Below are 22101 nucleotides of genomic sequence, written 5' to 3'. Positions count from 1 at the left end.
CCAAAAAAAAGACCCCGCCTCTCGGAGAGCGGGGTCACTTGGGAGGGAGCCTTTTTGGGATCAGGCGACGACGGAGAGCTTCGCCTGATCACCCTGGAGCCGATTGACCATGAAGTTTGAGTACCATTCGAGGAACTGCATGACGCCGCCTTCGTGCAGCATCGAATAGGGGCCGGGCTCGTATGCCGGCGAGTGGATCCCGAACGCGTTCTCTTCAACGATGCGGCGGTCCTGATCGTTGGTTTCGGTCCAGACGTGCGTGAGGTCGGCGAGATCGTAATCGACGCCCTCGACGGCATCCTTGTGCACCAGCCACTTCGTCGTAACCGCAGTTTCGTTGGCACTGAGCGGCAGCACGCGGAAGGAGATCGCATGGTCGCCGAGAATGTGATTCCAGGTCGTCGGATAGTGGAAGAGCAGCATCGTGCCGATGCGATCGATCGTTACGTCATCAGACAACGGCCGCTTGACGGCACGCTTGCCAGACATGGTGTAGCTCTCTGCATCCTCGATCAGAGGCATGCGAGCCGCGCGGAACTGACCATCGGGAGAAATCTGGAATTTGCTCGGCAGTCCGGCCGCCTCGCAACGCGCCCAGTGACCTGATATCTCCGGATCATCGGCACCGCCATCCGTGCCCGTAACGCTCGGCGCTTCGGGGTAAGTGCGGCAAAGTTCGGGGTGGTTGGCCGCGCAGTGATAGCACTCGCGGTTGTTTTCCCAGACGAGCTTCCAGTTGCCCTTCTCAATGATGGTGCTTTGGAAGGCCACCTTCGCATCGCTCAAGTGATGGGGCAGCATGTAGGGAGCCACCATGTCGCGCACCGGCTGGAAATCGGGCGCGTTCTGGGCGAGACAGATGAAGATATAGCCTCCGAAGCTCTCGCAATGAACCGGCTTCAGGCCGTAGCCGCTCTTGTCGAAATCGTCACCCATGTGACGGGCAAAAGCGAGCTTGCCATCGAGGTCATAGGCCCACTGGTGATAGGGGCAGACGAGGCGAACCGACGAGCCGTGGTCCTTCGTGCAGACACGCGAACCGCGATGACGACAGCTGTTGTGGAAAGCGCGGATGACATTGTCGCGGCCGCGAACGATGACGACTGGATACTCGCCGATCTGAACGGTGAAATAGGCGCCCGGCTTCGGCAACTCGCAGTCATGGCCCATGAATAGCCAGTCGCGATAGTAGATCATTTCCATATCGAGCTTGAAGTAGTCCTCGTCGATATAGAAGGGCTGCTCGAGACTGAAGCCTTCCCGGCGAGTCTTGAGTTGCCGCAATACGTTGCTGCGAATATCCATCTGCATATCCTCGTATAATGGGACCGCCGCTTGATAGAAGGCGAAACTCGCCGAAAGCTGCGCTCCCTTTCCGTCAGGAGACTTTCTTGAAAGACATTTAAGCACCGCTGGGGCGCGGCGTTTGGTTGTAAAGCGACATCGGCTTCGAAAATGACGACAGGCGACAAAGGAGTGCGGAATAGAACACGGCTCCAACCTCCAATGCTTCGTTCTCGGCAAGTAAGGCCAATTACGACATCGACGCAACCCAATTCACGTTTGGACTTTCGGCACGACATCGCCGCGACTATCGTATTTGCGACATGCCGATCTTGAGTCAGGTCCCACCAAGGCCCTGAGTCGCGGTCACGTTTAATCGACCATTAAGCATGATTGCCTATCCTTGCCGGCATCAGACATGCATGCGGATATCCACATGGCGAAGCTTCGCTATTTCGACACCAGCAACAGCAATGCGCGCAACGCGGCACCGGTCGCCTCGCATTCCGAATTTCTGCGCACCGGAAAGATCACGCGCACCCGGGCGCACTGGCTCGCCGAGGAACGGCGCTACCTCACGCATGACGAAGTGGCCGAGAGAACCGGCCACAAGCTGGAGACGGCCGGCGCCAAGACGCATCAGCATATCAACGGCTTTCACCGCTCGATCCAGTTTCCGAAGATGCTGTTTCATCGGACGCTGGAGGACAGCCCGCATCTTGGCTACTGCCATGTGACGGCGTCGCGGACAAAATTCGCCCGCTACGAGGAAGTCAGCTGGGCCTTCTACATCGCAAATTTCTACGCCGACATCGGCGACAACGACAATTTCTTCCAGAAGATCGATGTGAAGTATTCGCGCATGTACTTCGCGGTCGCCATCAAGCCGGGCGAACATACGCCTGAGAAGATGACGATCGACCGCTCGGTGCGGGGCAACGGAGTGCTCTTCCGCACGGACGATCCACAAATCGCCATCAAGAATGTGCTGCTGCTTGGCGCACGCAACGAGCAGCTGCGCGAGATCATCCGCCAACTCTGATCGTGATCATTCGCGGGCATCATCGGCCGCTCTGATATTGATCCGATCGCCCGGAAGGCATAAGGACTGCCGGACAGCAATCCGGGCAGCGCATGGCACGATCGATCGACATTACGAAGGATAGGCAGCAGGCTATTGAAGCCGGTTGCGCCGTGCTTGGCGAGGGCTTCCCGATCGCGATCCCGACAGAGACTGTCTACGGGCTCGCTGCCGATGCGACCAACCCGATTGCGATCGCCCATATCTATGAGACCAAGGGCCGCCCCCGCTTCAATCCGCTGATCTGCCATATGGCTGATCTTGCCATGGCCGAGCGGCACGCCGCGTTCGACCCTATTTCGCACGCACTGGCCGAAGCCTTCTGGCCCGGCCCGCTCACACTCGTCCTGCCGCTGAAGCCCGAGAGCGCCATTCATTCGCTGGCGACCGCAGGGCTTGATACTGTCGGCATCCGTGTTCCGAAGGGCTTTGCAGGTGAACTGATCCGCGCCTTCGGTCGACCGCTCGCCGCGCCCAGCGCCAATACGTCGGGCAAGATCAGTGCGACGAGCGCGGATCATGTCGACGCTGATCTCGGCGAGCGCATCAGGCTGATCCTCGATGCCGGCGCCAGCGCGGTCGGTGTCGAGTCCACCATCGTCAAGGTCGAGGACGGCAAAGTCAGGCTCCTCAGGCCAGGTGGGCTGCCCGCCTCCGAGATCGAACGCGTGACCGGTCAGAAGCTTCTGCGAGCCAGGAAGGCGTCTGCGGCCATCGAGGCTCCGGGAATGTTGGCGTCCCACTACGCACCTGGTGCCACTGTTCGATTGGACGCAACGCATGTCGATGCCGGCGAGGCGTTGATTGCCTTCGGCAGCACCTCCGTCGCCGGGGTCGATGATGCCAGGATCGTCCTCAATCTCAGCCAGGACGGCGATCTTGCCGAGGCGGCGGCCAACCTGTTCGACTATATGAAGAGAGCCGACGCCAGCGGTGCCGCGACGATCGCCTTTTCCGCCATTCCCGACGAGGGACTCGGCGAGGCAATCAACGATCGGCTCCGCCGGGCCGCTGCACCACGCGAATAAGCAAGAAGGACCAAGGTTCGATGAGCGCAGTTTCCACCGAACTTCTCGACCGTTTCGCCGCCATCGTCGGTGAGAAACATGCGCTCCGCAGCGAAGCGGATCTCGCGCCGCATCTGATCGAAAACCGCGGCCTTTACCATGGCTCCTCGCCTCTCCTTCTGAAGCCCGGCTCCGTCGAAGAAGTGTCGGCGATCCTGAAGCTCGCGACTGAGACCGGAACTGCCGTCGTGCCGCAAACAGGCAATACGGGTCTCGTCGGCGGCCAGACGCCACGCGAGGGCAAGTCCGACATCATCATTTCGCTCGAACGCATGAACAAGGTTCGCGACGTCGATCCGATTGCCAATGTCTTGGTTGCCGACGGCGGCGCGATCCTCGCAGACGTGCAGAAGGCGGCCGAGACACACGGCAGGCTGTTTCCGCTGTCCCTTGGCTCGGAGGGCTCCTGCCGGATCGGCGGCAATCTCTCGACGAACGCCGGCGGTACCGCCGTGCTTGCCTATGGCAACATGCGCCAGCTCTGCCTCGGTCTTGAGGTCGTGCTACCCACCGGTGAAATCTGGAACGGGCTGCGTCGTTTGAAGAAGGACAATACCGGATACGACCTGCGCGACCTCTTCATCGGCGCAGAGGGCACACTCGGCATTATCACCGGCGCGGTGCTGAAGCTCTTTCCGCAGCCGCTTGGAAAGCAGGTTGCGTTCGCGGGCCTTAACTCGGTCGAGGATGCCCTTGCGTTCTTCAATCTCGCGTCCAGCCTTTGCGGCACCTCGCTCACCGGCTTCGAGCTCATGCCGCGCTTCGGCGTCGAAATTACCGCCCGCAATATCGAGGGCGTACGCGATCCGCTGGAATCGGTCCATCCCTGGTACGTCCTGGTCGATATCTCCACATCCGATTCCGCCGAAACCGCCGAGCGCATGATGACGGCGCTGCTTGAGCAGGGCTTCGAGGCAGGGCTGGTTCAGGACGCGGCGATCGCCTCCTCGGTCGCGCAGCAGAAGGCGCTCTGGCACATGCGCGAGAGCATGTCGGACGCTCAGAAGCCGGAAGGCGGATCGATCAAGCACGACGTTTCCGTGCCGGTTTCGGCGATCCCGGCCTTTATGCACGAAGCCGGCGAAGCGGTCATGGCTGCGATGCCCGGCGCCCGCATCTGCGCCTTCGGTCACATGGGCGACGGCAATATTCACTACAACATTTCCCAGCCGGTCGGCGCCGACAAACAAGCCTTCCTGGCGCGCTGGCGCGAAATGAACCACATCGTTCATGGCTTCGTACTGGCACATGGCGGATCGATTTCCGCCGAGCACGGGATCGGCCAGCTGAAGCGCGATGAACTGGCCTCGATCCGTCCGGAGATCGAAATGGACCTGATGCGCAGGATCAAGCGCGCTTTCGACCCTGCCGGCATCATGAACCCCGGCAAAGTCCTCAGCGTCGACTAAAAATATTCGAGATCGTCAGCTTGACTTGCCGCCGGTCAAAATCGTCAATGCGGGCGAGTTGCTGGAGCTGTTCTTCAGATCGTACATGGCGGTGAACCGCTTCAATAACTTGTCGACCTTCTGCGAATCCTGGAGATCGTCGAGATTGACGAACTTTTTCAAAACATCGACCTGCTTGTCGACGTCCATGCTCGAGATGCCGCTTGGCAGGCTGTAGGTTGTCGTGATGACCTGGAACAGGGCCTTGTCGCCGAGGATCGTGTAGAGCGAGGTGATGTCGGGTGCTTTGCGGGCAAAGTACAGTGCAAGGCGTACGCCGTCATTGCTTTCACCCTGCTGCGTTTCGAGCGTCTGCTGGAGATAGTTTTGCTGCGTTCGATCCTCCGCGCCTGTATTCTGGACGGCCCCGATCTTGGCGCGCGTCAGGTCACCCTCGGTGTCGAAGTTGAAGTCGGCGACGATTTCCTTGAACTTCGAATCCGCCTTCGTGTTCAGATAGCTCTTCGGATCGGAAGGATCGGACGTGAAGATCTTTCTCAAGGTCTCCTCGTTGTATTTCTTGGGATCGAGGCCGTTCGCCTTCAGGACGAAGCTGGTCAGCTTGTCGTTCTTCAGGAAATCGTCGAGCGATTTCACCTCGGCCATGCCCTTGGCGAACTCGTTGACCGCCGTGGTCGCATCTTTCGCGGCTTTATCCTTGATGGAGCCGTCGTTCATTCCCATGGTGGCGCGCGATTTGTAGTTTGTCGCATATTTGGCAATAACGGCCGATGGCAACGCTTGGAGCTCCGACGCGATCTTGCCGTTGCTGCCAAAATTGAAGGCACGGACAAGATTCGTGATACGCTCGTCCTTGAATGAGGCGACGTAGCCCTTGGGATCGTAGGGATCGCTTTTCAGCAACTTGCGCATCGTCGACCGCGGCACCTCCTGCTCCGTCAAACCGTAAGCACGCAGCGCCATCTCGTAAGGGTCCGGCAGGCTGTCATTCTTCTTGCTCAGATCCGCTGCCGCATTGGAGCGAAGGAAATCGTCCACGCTCTTAACGTTGTCGTCGCTCATTCGCTCCTTGTAGTTGGCGACCGCCGCGTCGATCTCATCCTGCTGAGCGTCATCATAGCGAGCGTTGTAATTTCTGGTCGTATATTGCAACTGCACGCTGCTTTGCGGACCGGACGCGGCTGCTGCCGAACCGTCCGAGGCAAAGCTGAACGCCGCGTTGACGTTGCTGAAGCCCTGGGCGGAGGCAAAACTCGGATCGGTGAGAATGCTCTTCAGGTCCGCATCGCTGGTATCGGCAGGCATCCGATAGACCGACTTGATAAGACTTGTGAGCTTCTGATCCGCGATCAGCTGATCCACGTTGGAGATGGAGCCTATCTTGCTTTGGAAATAGCTAAGATTGGCATTGGCACCGGAACTTGTGGAGCGTGCCTGTGCAGTCGTCTGCGCAACGCCCTTGTCCGACGACACAGTGCCATCGGCGAGAAAGTTAAAGGCAGCATGGACGTTGTCGTAGCCGAGCGTCGAGGCATAGGTCGAGTCCGTGAGCACGCTCTTCAGATCGGCATCGCTCAGCGTTTGCGGCATGCCGTAGGCGTCCTTGATGAAGCGCGTCAACCTTGGATCGGCCACCAGATCGTCGACGTTCGTGATTGTGGCGATCTTGGACTGGTAGTAGCTTGACGCTGCGGACACCATATTTGCCATGGCATCGATCTGATCGGAGGTTTGCGCCGCATAGGAGGCAGCACTGGAATCGATCGTACCGTCCTCGTTAAAATTGAAAGCGCTGTTGGCTTCGCCATAGCCCAAGGTATTCGCATAGTTGGCGTCGGTCAGCACCAGTTTCAGGGCAGCATTGCTGATGTCCCCCATACTGAACGCCGTCTTGATGTAGGACGCCAGCCGGCTGTCGCCGACCAGGTCGCTGACACTCGTGATCGTTCCGATCTTGGACAGATAGTAAGCCTTGTTATAGTCGGCTGCCGCTTGCGTCACTGTCGACGGGACCGTCAGGTTGTACTGTTCGATGACGGTGCTTTTCTGCGTAGCCGTTTGCGCCGCGCCGTTCACCGTGCCGTCCGCGTTGAAACTGAACTGTGCAGCGAGTGCTTTGTACTTGTCGTTGCCGTTGACGTTCACGAAGCTGTTCGGGTCGTTGACGTCGCTCGTCAGGACCTGTGTCAGGAAATCCTTCGACACGTAGGTTGGGTCAATGCCGTAGGCTTTCAGCACATAGGTACGGGCGCGGCTATTGCCGACCAGATCCGAGACGTTTTGCACGTTGTCGATGACGTTGCTGTAATAGTTCGTCTCGCTGGCCGCCGTCTTGCTCTCATCCGCAAAGGACTGCGTGTAGAGACCGATCAGATCGTCTTCCTGTGCATCGCTCTGCGCGTCCGCAGCGGGCGACTTGAAATTGAACGCCGCCGCGAACTCCTTGTATCGAGTATCAGTGAGCTTGTTGGCGAAGCTGTTCGGGTCGGTCAGATCGCTTTCCAGGACCTTCTTCATGAAGGCCTTGGCGTAGGTCATATCATCCAGACCATAAGCCGTCATCGCGTAGCTGTAGACTCGATAGTTGCCGAGGAAATCGTCGACGTCTTTGATCTTGTTGATGTTGTCCTTGTAATACTCGGCGTCGCGCTTGACCGTTCCCTGGGCGGCAACACGATCCAGGCTCTGCTTCATGTTTCCCGACAATATGTTGTAGGCCATCGAAGCAGAGATCATAACGCGCCCTTTTCCGGCAAAGTCTTCAAAGCATGACAGATTGGTTCTGGGTCATTTTGCTATAAAAAGCTTACCCGAGACTTACCCCTGCCGCGTTGCAATATGGCACACCGCCCGTTCACCCTCCGGAAACCTTGCCGGCTTCGGTTTTGATAACCATCCAGGGAGGCAAAGTTTTCTTAACCGCGATTTTTAAGCTGTCCGGAACAGGCGGCGCCTATTGTCGAGCCATAGAGGGCGAAAAGCCCCGAGGAGAAGACCGGAAACCGGCTCTCAGGTAAGACAAGGGTAGAATGAACATGAACAACACCGTTATGAAGCCCGTATGGGCTGGAACGACACTGCGTCTCGATCCGTCTCGCTTTCCCCAGCAGGTCAGCTACGCCATCCACGACTCCTCAAGTGACGTCAGCATAACGATCGACGAACGTGGCGCCATCCTGCGCAAGGTTCTCCCCTCAAGCGGCCTGCCGCTTTCGATCGCCCTTCCCAAGCGCGCCTTCAAGGGCGTTGCCGCCCGCGCCATCGACCATGGCGACGGCGAAGTCACCGTAACCCTGGAGCTTCATCACGAAGATCCCGAACTTTGCGTGCCGCTGCTGGTCGCTCACGACCTGGCGGATATTGCTGCCGATTGGCGCAACTGGTCAGAAGCCTTCCGCATTCCGATGCTGATGGTCGAGGCCGATGGCGTTGCACGGCCGCTGGAAGAGCATCTCGGCGACCTGCGTACCAGCGCATTGAAGCCGCGTCGCCGTCATTCCTACTTCGCCAATCGCCGCCCGCGTTTCCTCGTGCGCCGCACGACCGGCAAACTCGGCGTCGCCATGAAGATCGAAGGCAAGGAAATCATCGCCCGCAGCTAATCGGTGCGGCGTTTCAGACCATCAATGCCCGGCCCTTGTGCCGGGCATTGTCGTTTCCGCTTCAGGGCAGGGTGAAGAGAAGCGACAGAAAGAGGCCGAGGAAGATGATCAGGCCGACGCGATTGTTCGACTTGAACAGAGCAAGGCACTGATCACCATCGGTGATATCCAGCGTCACGATCTGCCACGCGAACATGCCCGCCGCAATGAGCAGACCGGGATAGGCGAACAGACCGACGCCTGCGACCAGGAAGGCGCAGAAGGCGAGCACGAGGGTCAGGCCATAGAGGCCGACGAGCCACTGTTTCGTCTTGTCGCCGAACAACCGCGCGGTGGAACGAACGCCGATCAGCTCATCGTCTTCCTTGTCCTGATGGGCGTAGATCGTGTCGTAGCCGATCGTCCAGAGCACAGAGGCGACGTAGAGGAGAACCGGGGCAAGCGAAAGGCTGCCGAAGATCGCGGCCCATCCCATCAAGGCGCCCCAAGAGAAGGCAAGGCCAAGGAAGAATTGCGGCCAGTCCGTGAAGCGTTTGGCAAAGGGATAAAGCGCCACGATGGCAAGTGAAACGATACCGAGGATGACCGAGAACCAGTTCAGCTGCAGAAGGACCAGCAGCCCGACCAGCGCCTGGAGGACGATGAACACCTTGGCCTGCGTTCGCGTCACCCGACCGGATGGCAACGGGCGCGAGCGGGTGCGCGCCACTTCCATATCAATCTTGTGGTCGACGAGATCGTTGTATGTGCACCCTGCTCCACGCATCGCGACAGAGCCAATGAAATAGAGCACGAGATGAAACATCAGCTGGCCGCCGGAAAACTGGCCGAGATAGGCAGCCGCATTGGCAGCCATCGTAGCCGACCAGAAGCAGGGCCACATCAGCAGCTGCCAGCCGATCGGCCGATCCCAGCGCGCAAGCTGCGCATAGGGCCAGAGCCACGGAGGCAGCATCCGGTAAACCCAGTTGTTCGAGGGCGCATCCGCAACGCGCCCGTTTATTCCGCCGATCTGTTGCATGTCGCCATCTAGCGATCGGCCAAGGCGCGGGTCAAGCTGTCATGCGGCCGCAGCACCAAACTTCGCAGAACCTTGCTCCCCGGCAAGATAGACGCGGGCAAGGACAACCGCGGCATAGCTGACGCCCAGCGCCTGAAGAAACGCGGCAATCGCCAAAACCGCGAGCATGAGAATATTCGGCCTTCCATCAACCAACAGCAAGGGCGGGCTTGCGACCTGGGACGCCATGACGAAAATCAGCATCGACACGACCAAGGGCAGAATGATCCCCGCAATGAGGCGGGCGAACGTTGGAAAAAATCGCGCAACGCCGCGCCGGAGTGCATCAAAGAGCGATGTCCCCAGACCAGTGACGCTCGATACGGGCCAAGTTCCCACAAGCGACAGTAGTAGCACGTAAACGATCATTGCGGCGGAGGTGAAGACCAGCACGGTTGCCGACACACCTAGCTCCGAGGGCAGTAACGTGAAGATCGGTAGCGAGATCACAAGCGCAACGATGAAAAGCGCTGCTGTCTTGAGGAAGTAGGGGAAGGTTTTTCCGAAGCCCGCGCGCTTTCCAACCTCGGCAAAGGATCCCGAGTAGATCACCGCACCCTGAACGCACATCGCAAGATAGCCCCACATGAAGCTCGTCGCTCCACTGGACGTCGTTTTGCCCGAGAGTTCGTCAAAAATCGAAAGCGCCATCGTACCAACGACGACAACTGCGTACATGGACCAGTTTCTGCCGATAATGCTGAAAGTCTCGCGTAGCATCCCGCCCTCCCCTCGTGCGTCTATGCACGCACTCAATCTGAGTCGGGACTGCTCGTCAAAGTCGTATTTCTAAGTTCCGTTCCATTTCCGGATGACCGGTTCTGTCATATCGTGCTCGTAGCCGAGAACGCTGATGCTTGTTGTGTCCAGGATGAAGCGCGCGCCATCCGTCGGCGGCAGGCCAACCCAGCGGGCGCCGAGAACGCGCAGGAAATGCGAACTGGAGAAGATCAGGATCGGGGCATTGGCCCGACGCAACTTCGATATGATCCGGTCTGCCCGAGCACCGACATCGCCCGCCGCCTCACCGTTCGGGCAGCCGTCGCGAAACAGCTGCCAGCCGGGTCGGCTGGCATGAATTTCCTTGGTGGTGATGCCCTCGTAGGCGCCGTAGTCCCATTCCGCCAAGTCGTCCTCGACAAGCGCGCCGGTACCGAAACCCGAGAGTTCGCAGGTGTTTCGGGCACGCTGCGACGGGCTGGACCAAACGGCAGCGAAGCTCCTGCCCGTAAGGTGCAGACCGATCTGGCGCGCCGCCGCTTCACCATTTTCGGTCAAAGGAAGATCGCTGCGGCCGGTGTGCCGGCCGGACAGGCTCCACTCGGTTTCGCCGTGGCGCACGAGATAGATCTCAGGAAGGGTGCTTGCCATTGCCATCAAGCTCCGAATTTGAAAGGACGCAGTCCTTGCCGCGCCCTGTGATCTGGGTCAGAGAATGACTTTTTCGAGCGGTGCCCGCGTCGCCTCGAACTCTTTCAGCTTCGTCTCCGCCGCAGAAATGTAGTCGCGGTTGTCAGGTGTCGAATACTGGTTCTTCGAAATCTGAACCTGCATGATGAAGAGCTCGTCCCAGCGGAAGCCCATTTCCGAGCCGGCCAGATAGAATTCCCACATGCGGAAGAAGCGTTCGTCATAGAGCGCGACGGCCGCGGCCTTGTTCGCCACGAAACGCTCGCGCCAGTGACGGAGCGTATAGGCGTAGTGCAGCGGCAGGACTTCGACATCCCGGACCAGCAGGCCCGCCTTCTCGATCGGCGGCAGTGTCTCGCCGATCGAAGGAATGTAGCCCTGGGGGAAGATGTACTTTTCGATGAAGGCATTGGTCGCAAAACTCGGCTTCGGTCGGGCAATGGAATGCAGAACCATGACGCCGTCATCGGCAAGCAGTTCGTGTACCTTCTTGAAGTACTTGTCGAAGTTGCCGATGCCGACGTGCTCGAACATGCCCACGGAGACGATGCGATCGAACTTCTGACCGGTCATCGTCCGGTAGTCCTGCAGCTCGAAGCGGACACGATCGGCCAATCCCCGCTGTTTCGCGCGCTCGCGCGAGATCTTCAGCTGCTCCTCGCTGAGCGTAATGCCCGTGAGATCGAGGCCGGGTGTCGCTTCAGCAAGGTACATGCCCATGCCACCCCAGCCGGAGCCGATTTCAAGAACGCGCTGGTTCGGCTGCAAAAGTAACTTAGCGGCGATGTGCCGCTTCTTGGCAACCTGTGCCTCCTCAAGGCTGATGCCCGGCGGGTTGTAGTAGGCACAGGAGTATTGCCAATCCTCGTCGAGGAACAGCTCGAACAGACGTTCCGACAAATCGTAGTGGTGGGCGACGTTGCGCTTGTTGCGATTGACCGGAAGGCGGCTTTTCAGCTGCTGAAGGGCAATACGGCCGATCAGGAGAACGGCCATCGGGATATCGAAGATCTCATTGGTGGTGTTTTGCTTCACCATCGCCAGGAAATCATAGATGTTGCCGTGTTCGAGAATGAACCGGCCGTCCATGTACATTTCGCCGAGCTTGAGGGTCGGGTCGCGGCGGATCAGCCTTTCCGCTTCCTCGTCGGCAACGCGGACGACAACCAGTTCACCGCTGCCGTCCCCAACCATATGCGTCTCGCCATTGGCGAGAGTGAGTTTCAGATTACCCGTACGGACGATTTTTTTGACAATCGATAAGAAAGCCGACGCCATAAGTTAGGCCTCGCAATGTGACAGGATAGTCCGATCAACTTAGTATCTCTCGTCCGCCTTACAAGCGCCATAATTCGCACGCTGGCGACATGGCCGCCGAAGTGTGACATTTTTGCAAATGTGATTGCTAAGCGCTTATTTTCGCTTCATGGCCTCGGCCAATGCAGCTCCAAAGGCACCCTGGCTCTCCGGTTTTGAAGGGGCCGAACGGCGGTCGTTCTGACCGCGAACCGGCTGGTTTCCACGCGACTCGCCACGCGGCGACGACGGCTGCGAACCGTCGTCCTTTCGCATCGACAGACCGATGCGTTTACGCTTTGCATCGACCTCCACAACGCGAACCTTGACGACGTCACCTGCTTTCACAACTTCGTGAGGATCTTTGACGAAGCGATCGGCGAGCTGGGAAACGTGAACCAATCCGTCCTGATGGACGCCTATATCGACAAAAGCCCCAAAGGCGGCAACGTTGGTGACCGTGCCCTCCAGCATCATGCCTGGCTTGAGATCCGAGATCTCATGGACGCCCTCGGCGAAGGTCGCGGTCTTGAAGCTGGGGCGCGGGTCGCGGCCGGGCTTTTCCAACTCGGCCAGAATGTCCTTCACCGTCGGCAAGCCGAATTTCTCGTCGATGAACTGACGCGGATCGACGGCCTTCAACACCGCGCTGTCGCCCATGAGCGAACGCAGGTCGCGACCACAAGCGGCCACAATCTTCTTGGCGACGCCATAGGCTTCGGGATGAACCGAGGAAGCATCGAGCGGCTCATTGCCATTGCGAATGCGCAGGAAGCCGGCGCACTGCTCGAAGGTCCGCTGGCCGAGGCGGGCAACCTTCAACAGGTCACGGCGAGTCTCGAAGCGGCCTTCGCTGTCACGATGCTTGACGATCGCGTCGGCGATCGAAGCGCCCAGGCCGGAGACGCGCGAGAGCAGCGGCGCGGAGGCGGTGTTGAGATCGACACCAACGGCGTTCACGGCGTCTTCGACAACGGCGTCGAGCGAACGTGACAGCTTCTGCTGGTCGACATCGTGCTGGTACTGTCCGACGCCGATCGACTTCGGCTCGATCTTGACGAGCTCTGCAAGCGGATCCTGCAGGCGGCGCGCGATGGAGACGGCGCCGCGCAGAGAGACGTCGAGGTTGGGAAACTCAAGTGCGGCGGTCTCCGAGGCGGAATAAACCGATGCCCCGGCCTCCGAGACGATGACCTTGGTCGGCTTCGGCGCAGGCAAGTCGGCCAGCATGTCGGCGACCAGCTTTTCGGTCTCGCGGCTGCCGGTTCCGTTGCCGATCGAGATCAGTTCGACATTGTGCTTGCGGATCAGTGAAGCAAGCTCGAGCTGTGCGCCGCGCACGTCGTTTCGCGGCTGGAAGGGATAAACAGTGGAGGTCGCGACCACCTTGCCGGTCGCATCGGTGACGGCGACTTTGACGCCAGTGCGGATGCCCGGATCAAGCCCCATCGTCGGGCGCGAACCGGCCGGCGCTGCAAGCAACAAATCCTTGAGGTTGCGGGCGAACACATGGATCGCCTCCTCTTCGGCGCGTTCGCGAAGCTCGCGCATCAGGTCGAGCGACAGCGATATGGAGAGCTTGACGCGCCAGGTCCAGCTTGCGACCTCCATCAGCCACCGGTCGCCGGGACGGCTCGCGCCGATCTCGTAGGCGGCGGCGATCATGCGCTCGACCGGCTTGTTCGGAGAGGCGGTCTCGGCATCGGCCTCGATGGTCAGTGTCAGCACTTCTTCGTTCCAGCCGCGCAGCATAGCCAGCGCGCGATGGCCGGGCGCGGTTGCCCAGCGCTCGGAATGATCGAAATAGTCGGAGAACTTCTCGCCCGCTGCCTGCTTGCCGTCGACCACCTTGGCCTTCAGCAGAGCTGCGCTGCGCATATGGGCGCGCAGCTTGCCGAGGAGGTCGGCATTTTCCGAGATGCCTTCAGCGACAATGTCGCGTGCACCTTCAAGCGCCGTCTTCACGTCGGGCACATCGACGGTGATGTAGCTTTCCGCCAGGGTCGCCGGCTCCTTCGAGCGATCGGCAAGGACGGCCTCTGCCAGCGGCCCAAGGCCACGTTCGCGAGCGATTTCGGCGCGGGTACGGCGCTTCGGCTTGTAGGGGAGATAAAGATCTTCGAGTTCGGCCTTGGTGCCCGCCCCTGCGATCTTCGCCATCAGCTCTTCGGTCATCTTGCCCTGGCCAGTGATCGACTCGACGATCGTGTCCCGGCGCGCTTCGAGTTCGCGAAGGTAGACGAGGCGCTCGGCCAGCGTACGCAGCTGTCCATCGTCCAGACCGCCTGTCACTTCCTTGCGGTAGCGGGCGATGAAGGGCACGGTCGCCCCCTCGTCCAGCAGCTCGATCGCGGCCTTTGCTTGGTCCGGTCGGGAGTTGATTTCGGAGGAGATGACAGCGGCGAGCAAGCGGAGGTCAGCGGCCATGAGAATTCCTGCGTTTCACAAAAGTCGCGGGACAATAGCGGCGGAAAACGGCAAGGCAATGCCTGCCGTGCCTATCCACAGCAACATAGCACGGCTGGCAGCCGTTTTTGCGGTTGTGCAGATGCGGCATTCTTTGCTAGCAGAGGCGACCGTTTTTAGCCCCGCCGTTGTGGCGCCTTCCCCAGCGAAGGCAAGGAAAGTGACATGCCAGATCTGCTCCTAGAACTCCGCTCCGAAGAGATCCCGGCCCGCCTGCAGCGCAAGGCTGCCGGCGACCTGAAGAAGCTCGTGACCGATGCGCTTGTCGAGGCAGGACTTTCCTATGAGGGTGCGCGCGAGTACTGGACCCCGCGCCGATTGACGCTTGACATCCGCGGCCTGACGGCGCGCTCCGCCGACGTGCGCGAAGAGAAGAAGGGCCCCCGCACCGACGCCAACGAAAAGGCGATCGAAGGCTTCCTGCGCGGTGCCGGCCTGTCCTCCATTTCCGAGGCGCAGATCCAGAGCGACCCGAAGAAGGGCGATTTCTACATCGCCATCATCTCCAAGCCGGGCCGCGCCGCCGAAGAGATCATCAGCGATGTGATGCCCGGCATCATCCGCGATTTCCCCTGGCCGAAGCCGATGCGCTGGGGTGCGGCTTCCGCCCAGCCCGGCTCGTTGCGCTGGGTCCGCCCGCTGCAGTCGATCGTCTGCACGTTCGGCACCGAGCATGAAGAGACTGTCGTCATTCCATTCTCGATCGACGGCATCATCGCCTCCAACGTGACCTACGGCCATCGTTTCCACGCGCCCGGCGCCATCACCGTCAAGCGCTTCGACGACTATGTCGCGAACCTCGAAAAGGCCAAGGTGATCCTCGACGGCGAACGCCGCAAGGACATCATCCTCCACGATGCCCGTGACGTCGCCTTTGCGAACGGCCTGGAGCTGGTCGAGGACGAAGGCCTGCTCGAAGAAGTCTCCGGCCTCGTCGAATGGCCGCGGGTGCTGATGGGCAGCTTCGAGGAGGATTACCTCTCTATCCCGGCGGAGATCATCCGCCTGACGATCAAGACGAACCAGAAGTGCTTCGTGACGCGCCCGGTTGGCGGCGAGACTCTGTCCAACAAGTTCATTCTAGTCTCCAATATCGAGGCGAGCGACGGCGGCAAGGAAATCATCCACGGCAACGGCAAGGTCGTGCGTGCGCGCCTGTCCGACGCGCTGCACTTCTGGAAGCGCGACCAGGGCGATCTTCCAGATCTGGAGACGCTGCAGGCTTCGGCCGCAACGTTCAACCTCGACCTCAAGAAGCCGCTCGACCAGCGCATGGCGAAGCTTGATGCGCTTGATGTGACGTTCCATGCCAAGCTCGGCACACAGGGCGCGCGCGTAGAACGCATTCGTGCACTGGCGGCCAAGCTCGTGATGCAGATCGGCGCTGACTACAAGCTGGTCGACCGGGCGGCGGTGCTTGCCAAGGCAGATCTTCGCACTGAGGCCGTCGGCGAGTTTCCGGAACTTCAGGGCCTGATGGGCCGTCGCTATGCGGCGCTCCAGGGCGAGGATCCGTCGGTCGCAGCAGCGATCGAGGACCACTGGAAGCCGATGGGTCCGACCGATCGCGTTCCGGAGGACAAGGTTGCGATCACTGTCGCACTCGCCGACAAGCTCGACACGCTGACCGGTTTCTGGGCCATCGACGAGAAGCCGACCGGCTCGAAGGATCCCTTCGCGCTTCGCCGCGCAGCACTAGGCGTTATCCGTATCTTGCTCGAGCGCAAGGTCCGCATCCCGCTGCTGACGCCAATTGCGTCGCATATCACGCGGATTGATGCAGATCTCTTAGAGAAAGCGGCCGCTGAAGGGGCGCGCCAAGGCGGCGACTACATGACCAGCAGTGCTATCGTTGGTGATGGGATGTCGCGTCAATTCGACCTCCTTTCCTTCTTCCATGACCGCCTGAAGGTCTATCTGCGTGATCAGGGCGCGCGTTACGATCTGATCGATGCCGTAGTTACACCCGAAGCCGACGACCTCCTGATGATTGCCCGTCGCGTCGAGGCGCTGACCGCCTTCATCACCTCGGAAGACGGCAAGAATCTGCTGGTCGGCACCAAGCGCGCCACACAGATCCTAGCTGCCGAGGAAAAGAAGGGCACCGTCATCGCTGACGGCGTTTCGGAGAATCTATTCCGGCTCTCCGCCGAAAAAGAGCTCTTCGCCGCGATCAACAAGGCTTCAGCCGAGGCTTCGGCGGCCGTCGACAAGGAAGACTTCCGCTCGGCGATGGAAGCGCTCTCCAGGCTGCGCGCGCCCGTTGACCGCTTCTTCGACGACGTGCTGGTCAACGACGAGGACGCCGCCATTCGCGCCAACCGACTGGCGCTCCTGCGCCTGATCCGCGAGGCAACCGGTACGGTCGCCGACTTCTCGAAGATCTCCGGCTAAAGTTAGAGTGCCGCGCCGCGGATTTGATGTGCAGACGGCGCCTTAACATCTGAGATTCTCTACAGAATTCCATTCTTGTTCAGATCTTGATTCAAGAATGGAATTTTGCCTCGGTCAGCTCATTATGCCGAGGGTTGCGGCGGCAAGGACCGCGTAACGCGTGGTCTTGGCGATTGTCACCAGCAGCAGGAACATCGGAAACGGTTCACGCAGCACGCCAGCGACGATGGTGATGGGGTCGCCAATGACCGGCATCCAACTCAGAAGCAGCGACCATTTGCCATAGCGGCGATACCAGCGCTGCGCCTTGTCGAGTGCGGGCTGGCTGACGGGAAACCACCGCTTGTCACGAAATCGTTCGATGCCGATGCCGAGCAGCCAGTTGACGGTCGAGCCGAGGACGTTGCCCGTGGTCGCCACCGCGATCAGCGCGAGGACCGGATACTGCTCGGTGACGATGAGGGCGACCAGGCCGGCCTCCGATTGCATCGGGAAGATCGTCGCTGCCGCAAACGCGACCAGGAAAAGGCCGGCATAGACCGCAAGATCAGTCATGGTCTATCCGCGCCAATGCTTCGCCGCACCCTGCTCCCCTTCATCACGTCCAATGGCGGACTGGAACTATCACGTCCTTGCCGCTATGCCAAAGCGATGAACAAGATTCTCGTCAGCGCCTGCCTCATGGGCCATGCCGTCCGTTATGACGGCCAGTCGAAGCCGCTCGCTCATCCTGCGATCGCTCGCTGGATCGAGGAAGGCAGGCTGGTGACGATCTGTCCCGAGATGTCTGCAGGAATGCCAGTGCCACGCCCACCCGCGGAAATTGAAGGCGGGGCAACGGGCAAGGATGTGCTTGATGGCGCCGCCCGCGTCGTCGAGATCACCGGCGGCGATGTGACGGCAGAGTTCACGCAGGCGGCCGCGAACGCCCTGGCGCTCGCCACCGAAGCCGGCTGTCGCTATGCGCTGCTAATCGACGGCAGCCCGTCCTGCGGCACGGGCTTTGTTTATGACGGTACGTTCTCCGGGCAGAAACACGCAGGGAACGGCGTGACGGCGGCACTTCTGAAGCAGGCCGGCATTGCCGTCTACTCCGATCGCGATATCGAGACGCTTATCGCGCGGCTTGCCGCCGATGAGCAAGAGGCGGTCGGCTGACAGAGCCACCACATCCCTCAATGCAAAACGGCCGCCGGATCGCTCCGACGGCCGTTTCCTCGTTTGATGCCTGACCTCAGGCAGCGCGGCGAACCTGCGCGGTGTAGTCCTGGCCGCCGCCAACGCGGAAGCCGCGAATGAGGTTGAGGAGCTCATCCGTATCGTTGGCGAGCGACTCGGCCGAAGCAGTGGTTTCCTCGGCCATAGCAGCATTCTGCTGGGTCGCAGCGTCGAGCTGGTTCATCGAGGACGAGATCGAGCGCAGCGTGGTGTCTTGTTCGGAGGCGCTGTGGGCGATTTTGGCAACGATCTCATTGGCGGCCTTGATCTGGTCGGAGATGCGCTTCAGCGCCTCACCGGCTTCGCCCACCAGACGAACACCCTGATCGACCTGACCGGACGAGCGGGCGATCTGATCCTTGATCTCCTTGGCAGCGGCAGCCGAACGCTGTGCCAGTTCGCGAACTTCCTGAGCAACGACCGCGAAGCCCTTGCCGGATTCGCCGGCACGTGCAGCTTCGACGCCGGCGTTCAGCGCCAGCAGGTTCGTCTGGAAGGCGATCTCGTCGATGACGCCGATGATCTTGCCGATCTCGGCAGACGACTTTTCGATACCGCTCATCGCTTCAATCGCTTCTGAGACAACCGCGTCACTGCGGCTCGCCTCACCGCTGACGGCATGAACGCGCTTGCTGGCTTCATGGGCGCCTTCGGCGGTCTGGCGGACAGCGACGGTCAGCTCGTCCAGTGCTGCGGAGGTTTCTTCCAGGCTTGCGGCCTGACGCTCGGTGCGCTGCGACAGATCGTTGGAGGCGCGACGGATCTCTTCCTTGCTGACGGCGATGTCACCACCCTTGGCGCTGACCTTGGCCATGGCGGCCTCGAGATGCGACAGGGCATCGTTGAAGTTGTCGCGAAGGGCAGCGTATTTCTGACCGAGATCGGCGCAACGGACCGTCAGGTCGCCGCGTGCAATCTGCTCGAGCGCCTGGCCGATGGTCGAGACGACGTGGTTCTGGGCGATCGCTTCCTCGTGCTGCAGGCGCTGGCTGTTTTCGCGCTCGCCGTCGAGGGCCATCTGCTGGGCAGCCTCACGCTCGGACATGGCGTGGCGCTCCTTGACCTGCTGCTGCAGAGACTGCGTCGCCTTGGCCATCATGCCCACTTCGTTGTTCAAGTCGGTGTGCGGGATGGCGACCGTGACGTCTTCATTGGCCACAGACCGCAATGCATCGTGAATGCGGGTCAGCGGCGTGGAGATGCTGCGAACGACGTAGACGGCTGCGACGGTGCCAAGCAGCAGCACGACGATACCGGCCGAAATCGCCTTCCAGATCGTCGCGTGGACCTGTGCATCGAGATCATCCATATAGACGCCAGTGACGACGACGATCTTCCAGGGGTCGAAGGCCAATGCGTATGCCGTCTTGCGATAATCTCCGGCCGGCTGGCCGGGCTTCGCTGTGGAGTAGTATTCGACGAGACCGCCGCCCTGTTGCCCAAGCTTGACCAGTTCTTCGCGATAGAGCTTGCCTTTGCTGTCCGGCTGCCCCTTGTTGAACTGCCCAACCTTCGAGGGGTCGTAGTGGAACATCATCTGGATGTCGTAGCTATAGCCGAAGAAGTAGCCATCGGGGTCGTATTTCATGCCGTTGAGCGTAGCGTAGGCCTGCTTCTGGGCCTCTTCCTGAGTCATTGCGCCAGCGGTCGCCTTCGCCTGGTACTGCTTGAGAACGGAGACCGCGGACTGAACCTCAGAACGCAGCATATCGTAGCGTTCCTTATAGATCGCATTGACTGAGGAGCGAACCTGGATGGTGGTTCCGATCGCAAACGCCACCATCAGGCCAACGACCAGCAAAATAAGCTGTCTGGAAATCTTCAAATTCTTCATTCTGCCTCGCAACAGAGCTCGGTTGGGATATCCGGCGCGGTTTCCTACCGCGTATACGAGGGCTGATTGGCTCCCCTTTGCTGCGAAATTGACATGCGGCTACCGGTCTGCGCTAAAAATGGTCAGTTTATTCTAAGGAATGCTTAATCCGTCTCTACATGTTCCTGTGATGATGAAATCGGAAAGTTTTGAACAAATACAAACAGAAAAATGCCCCCTCATCATTGGAGTTGGAGTGAAGGAACTAAAAATTGCTAAGCCAGTGCATTCTTGCAGCTAGCGGAAAGTTTGATTCATCCGCGCGTCCCTAACTTGAAGGGCTCTCGCAAGGCACGCCGTACGTTTTCCGACTTTCGCGCTTGCGCTATACTTGCTGCATGTTTGAGGCGTCGCATGCCTTCGGTGAATTTGTTCTCGATCCCGGCTGCGGGCTGCTGCGGAACGGGCGGGCCGTTGCGCTCGGCCAGCGCGGCATCGCTCTTCTTGAAGCGTTGCTTGAAGCCCGTGGAAGCATTGTTTCCAAGGATGTGCTGATGGCGCGCGTCTGGCCCGGAATGGCCGTTGAGGAGAGCAATCTGACCGTTCAGGTGGCGGCGCTACGCAAGGCGCTTGGCCCGTCGCCCGACGGGCAGGAATGGATCGCGACGGTGCCGCGCGTCGGCTATCGTTTCATCCGCACAAATGTGAAGACGAAAGCCGCTGCGCCCGTCCAGGAGTTGCGGCCGGCGCTCGCGGTCCTCCCGTTTAGTAATCTCAGCGGTGATCCGAAGCAGGACTATTTTGCCGATGGGATCGTCGACGACATTATAGCGGCCCTTAGCCGGTTCCGAAGCTTTGCCGTCGTCGCCCGGGACTGCTCCTTTGCCTACAAAGGCAGTGGGACGGATGTGCGCAAGATCGCGGCGGAACTCGGCGTCAGCTACGTGCTCGAGGGCAGCATCCGGCAGTCGGGCAGCCGGCTGCGCATCGTGGCCGAACTCGTCGAAGGTCAAGGCGGCACGCATATGTGGGCGCAAACCTTCGACGGCGCGCTGGACGAGATATTCGACTTTCAGGATCGCATCACCGAGCGCGTCGCGACACTGATCGAACCACTGATCCAGACGGCCGAGATCGAGCGGTCACGACGCGAACGGCCCGGAAGCGTCGCCACCTACGACATCTACCTGCAGGCCTTGGCCAAGATCTCGACCGAAATCAAAAGCGACAACGCGGCCGCCTATGCGCTTCTCATGCAGGGGCTGGCCACCGAACCTGACAATGCGCAGTTGCTTGCCCATGCCGCATGGGCGCTCGAGCATCGCTATACGATGGGTTGGCCGGCACTCACCGACGACGATGTGCAGGCATGTGCCGCACTGGCACGGCGGGCGCTAGAGCATGGCGCTGGCGACGCCATGGTCATGGCGCATTGCGGCGTAGCCTTGATGCAGACAGTGAAGGACTACGATTGGGGTCTCGCGGTTCTGCAAGCGGCGGCCGAATCCAATCCCAACAATCCGATGGCCGTCGTCAGGGCGGGCGTCGGGCATCTTCATTGCGGCAATGTCAGCGACGCGCTCAGCCACTTCCACAGAGCCAACCGACTGACACCCGGCGACCGCGGCGCGCATTTCTCGCATTGCGGCATCGCGCATGCCCACGTGATCCTAAGAGAATACGAGCAGGCGGTGGCCTGGGCTTCGAGAGCGCTGGCCAGCAATCCGAATTTCGAGCCAACGCTGTGGGTGCTCATTGCTGCGAGCGCACATCTCGGGCGCATGGAGGAAGCCCATCGCCACCTTGCTGCGTTGAGACGACTGACGCCTGATATAACGGTCGAGCGCATCCGCGCCGGTCAAGCCGGCAAGTACCCGGATCGTATCGCCGGTATCCTCGAAGGATTGAGACTGGCGGGTGTTCCCGAGCGCTAGTTTCGGATCGTTTTGGAACTTTTCCTTGAGCTTTTCAGGACCGGAACGCCCTACCAGCAGAGACTGC

At 60.2% G+C, this 22101-nt stretch carries 16 protein-coding genes; 7 read left to right on the top strand and 9 right to left on the bottom strand.

The window, feature by feature from the left end:
* Positions 1-60: 60 nt before the first annotated feature.
* A complete protein-coding gene (locus NBG89_RS02480; RefSeq protein ID WP_431321567.1) occupies positions 61-1305 on the bottom strand; it encodes an aromatic ring-hydroxylating oxygenase subunit alpha in 1245 nt (414 codons plus the stop codon).
* A gap of 415 nt (positions 1306-1720) precedes the next feature.
* On the opposite strand from NBG89_RS02480, the gene NBG89_RS02475 reads away from it, so the two are divergent.
* From NBG89_RS02475 to NBG89_RS02465, 3 genes are all read left to right on the top strand, one after another.
* Entirely contained in the window at positions 1721-2326 is a 606-nt protein-coding gene (locus NBG89_RS02475) for a DUF6656 family protein (protein WP_088694705.1), read from the top strand.
* Between the two features lie 92 nt (positions 2327-2418).
* Entirely contained in the window at positions 2419-3393 is a 975-nt protein-coding gene (locus NBG89_RS02470) for an L-threonylcarbamoyladenylate synthase (RefSeq protein WP_431321566.1), read from the top strand.
* 20 nt (positions 3394-3413) lie between these two features.
* On the top strand, positions 3414-4841 hold the full coding sequence (locus tag NBG89_RS02465; protein ID WP_431321565.1) for an FAD-binding oxidoreductase: 1428 nt from the start codon (positions 3414-3416) through the stop codon (positions 4839-4841).
* Positions 4842-4856: 15 nt separating this feature from the next.
* Here the strand turns inward: NBG89_RS02465 and NBG89_RS02460 are convergent, their stop codons facing one another.
* Entirely contained in the window at positions 4857-7577 is a 2721-nt protein-coding gene (locus NBG89_RS02460; RefSeq protein ID WP_431321564.1) for a DUF1217 domain-containing protein, read from the bottom strand.
* A 299-nt stretch (positions 7578-7876) separates the two neighbouring features.
* On the opposite strand from NBG89_RS02460, the gene NBG89_RS02455 reads away from it, so the two are divergent.
* Positions 7877-8443: a DUF6101 family protein gene (locus NBG89_RS02455; RefSeq protein WP_088694706.1), complete on the top strand. Its 567-nt coding sequence runs from the start codon at positions 7877-7879 to the stop codon at positions 8441-8443.
* Positions 8444-8504: 61 nt separating this feature from the next.
* On the opposite strand, the gene ubiA is transcribed toward NBG89_RS02455, so the two are convergent.
* The 5 genes from ubiA to NBG89_RS02430 form a co-directional block, all read right to left on the bottom strand.
* Complete coding sequence (gene ubiA, locus NBG89_RS02450) at positions 8505-9464, bottom strand: 4-hydroxybenzoate octaprenyltransferase (RefSeq protein WP_431321563.1); 960 nt, start codon at positions 9462-9464, stop codon at positions 8505-8507.
* A gap of 39 nt (positions 9465-9503) precedes the next feature.
* Positions 9504-10223 (bottom strand): hypothetical protein, encoded by a 720-nt coding sequence (locus NBG89_RS02445; RefSeq protein WP_431321562.1) that lies wholly within the window; start codon positions 10221-10223, stop codon positions 9504-9506.
* Between the two features lie 69 nt (positions 10224-10292).
* Complete coding sequence (locus NBG89_RS02440; protein ID WP_431321561.1) at positions 10293-10874, bottom strand: histidine phosphatase family protein; 582 nt, start codon at positions 10872-10874, stop codon at positions 10293-10295.
* A gap of 57 nt (positions 10875-10931) precedes the next feature.
* Positions 10932-12191 carry a class I SAM-dependent methyltransferase gene (locus NBG89_RS02435; protein WP_431321560.1) on the bottom strand — a complete coding sequence of 420 codons (1260 nt, stop codon included), beginning with the start codon at positions 12189-12191 and terminating at the stop codon, positions 10932-10934.
* 135 nt (positions 12192-12326) lie between these two features.
* Positions 12327-14636, bottom strand: coding sequence for a Tex family protein (locus NBG89_RS02430; RefSeq protein WP_431321559.1), 2310 nt, complete (start codon positions 14634-14636; stop codon positions 12327-12329).
* A 204-nt stretch (positions 14637-14840) separates the two neighbouring features.
* On the opposite strand from NBG89_RS02430, the gene glyS reads away from it, so the two are divergent.
* Positions 14841-17069 carry a glycine--tRNA ligase subunit beta gene (gene glyS / locus NBG89_RS02425; protein WP_431321558.1) on the top strand — a complete coding sequence of 743 codons (2229 nt, stop codon included), beginning with the start codon at positions 14841-14843 and terminating at the stop codon, positions 17067-17069.
* 114 nt (positions 17070-17183) lie between these two features.
* Here the strand turns inward: glyS and NBG89_RS02420 are convergent, their stop codons facing one another.
* Positions 17184-17624, bottom strand: a complete 441-nt coding sequence (locus tag NBG89_RS02420; RefSeq protein ID WP_431321557.1) for a YqaA family protein — start codon at positions 17622-17624, stop codon at positions 17184-17186.
* 96 nt (positions 17625-17720) lie between these two features.
* Here NBG89_RS02420 and NBG89_RS02415 point away from each other — a divergent pair, with 96 nt between their 5' ends.
* Positions 17721-18227, top strand: a complete 507-nt coding sequence (locus tag NBG89_RS02415; RefSeq protein ID WP_431321556.1) for a DUF523 domain-containing protein — start codon at positions 17721-17723, stop codon at positions 18225-18227.
* Positions 18228-18303: 76 nt separating this feature from the next.
* On the opposite strand, the gene NBG89_RS02410 is transcribed toward NBG89_RS02415, so the two are convergent.
* On the bottom strand, positions 18304-20121 hold the full coding sequence (locus tag NBG89_RS02410) for a methyl-accepting chemotaxis protein (RefSeq protein WP_431321555.1): 1818 nt from the start codon (positions 20119-20121) through the stop codon (positions 18304-18306).
* A 377-nt stretch (positions 20122-20498) separates the two neighbouring features.
* Between NBG89_RS02410 and NBG89_RS02405 the strand changes: the two genes are divergently transcribed.
* Entirely contained in the window at positions 20499-22034 is a 1536-nt protein-coding gene (locus tag NBG89_RS02405) for a winged helix-turn-helix domain-containing protein (RefSeq protein ID WP_431321554.1), read from the top strand.
* The last annotated feature ends 67 nt before the right edge of the window (positions 22035-22101 follow it).

Origin of the sequence: Rhizobium sp. YTU87027 (assembly GCF_050644135.1) — a bacterium.
In the GTDB taxonomy this organism is placed as follows: Bacteria; Pseudomonadota; Alphaproteobacteria; order Rhizobiales; family Rhizobiaceae; genus Rhizobium.
The sequence above is the reverse complement of the archived record's forward strand: the minus strand, read 5'-3'. Positions and strand labels throughout refer to the sequence as shown.

What these genes read in the sequence shown, in the direction of transcription:
- NBG89_RS02480 (WP_431321567.1), bottom strand. Translation starts at nt 1,305, where the DNA reads ATGGATATTCGCAGCAACGTATTGCGGCAACTCAAGACTCGCCGGGAA.
- NBG89_RS02475 (WP_088694705.1), top strand. Translation starts at nt 1,721, where the DNA reads ATGGCGAAGCTTCGCTATTTCGACACCAGCAACAGCAATGCGCGCAAC.
- NBG89_RS02470 (WP_431321566.1), top strand. Translation starts at nt 2,419, where the DNA reads ATGGCACGATCGATCGACATTACGAAGGATAGGCAGCAGGCTATTGAA.
- NBG89_RS02465 (WP_431321565.1), top strand. Translation starts at nt 3,414, where the DNA reads ATGAGCGCAGTTTCCACCGAACTTCTCGACCGTTTCGCCGCCATCGTC.
- NBG89_RS02460 (WP_431321564.1), bottom strand. Translation starts at nt 7,577, where the DNA reads ATGATCTCTGCTTCGATGGCCTACAACATATTGTCGGGAAACATGAAG.
- NBG89_RS02455 (WP_088694706.1), top strand. Translation starts at nt 7,877, where the DNA reads ATGAACAACACCGTTATGAAGCCCGTATGGGCTGGAACGACACTGCGT.
- ubiA (WP_431321563.1), bottom strand. Translation starts at nt 9,464, where the DNA reads ATGCAACAGATCGGCGGAATAAACGGGCGCGTTGCGGATGCGCCCTCG.
- NBG89_RS02445 (WP_431321562.1), bottom strand. Translation starts at nt 10,223, where the DNA reads ATGCTACGCGAGACTTTCAGCATTATCGGCAGAAACTGGTCCATGTAC.
- NBG89_RS02440 (WP_431321561.1), bottom strand. Translation starts at nt 10,874, where the DNA reads ATGGCAAGCACCCTTCCTGAGATCTATCTCGTGCGCCACGGCGAAACC.
- NBG89_RS02435 (WP_431321560.1), bottom strand. Translation starts at nt 12,191, where the DNA reads ATGGCGTCGGCTTTCTTATCGATTGTCAAAAAAATCGTCCGTACGGGT.
- NBG89_RS02430 (WP_431321559.1), bottom strand. Translation starts at nt 14,636, where the DNA reads ATGGCCGCTGACCTCCGCTTGCTCGCCGCTGTCATCTCCTCCGAAATC.
- glyS (WP_431321558.1), top strand. Translation starts at nt 14,841, where the DNA reads ATGCCAGATCTGCTCCTAGAACTCCGCTCCGAAGAGATCCCGGCCCGC.
- NBG89_RS02420 (WP_431321557.1), bottom strand. Translation starts at nt 17,624, where the DNA reads ATGACTGATCTTGCGGTCTATGCCGGCCTTTTCCTGGTCGCGTTTGCG.
- NBG89_RS02415 (WP_431321556.1), top strand. Translation starts at nt 17,721, where the DNA reads ATGAACAAGATTCTCGTCAGCGCCTGCCTCATGGGCCATGCCGTCCGT.
- NBG89_RS02410 (WP_431321555.1), bottom strand. Translation starts at nt 20,121, where the DNA reads ATGAAGAATTTGAAGATTTCCAGACAGCTTATTTTGCTGGTCGTTGGC.
- NBG89_RS02405 (WP_431321554.1), top strand. Translation starts at nt 20,499, where the DNA reads ATGTTTGAGGCGTCGCATGCCTTCGGTGAATTTGTTCTCGATCCCGGC.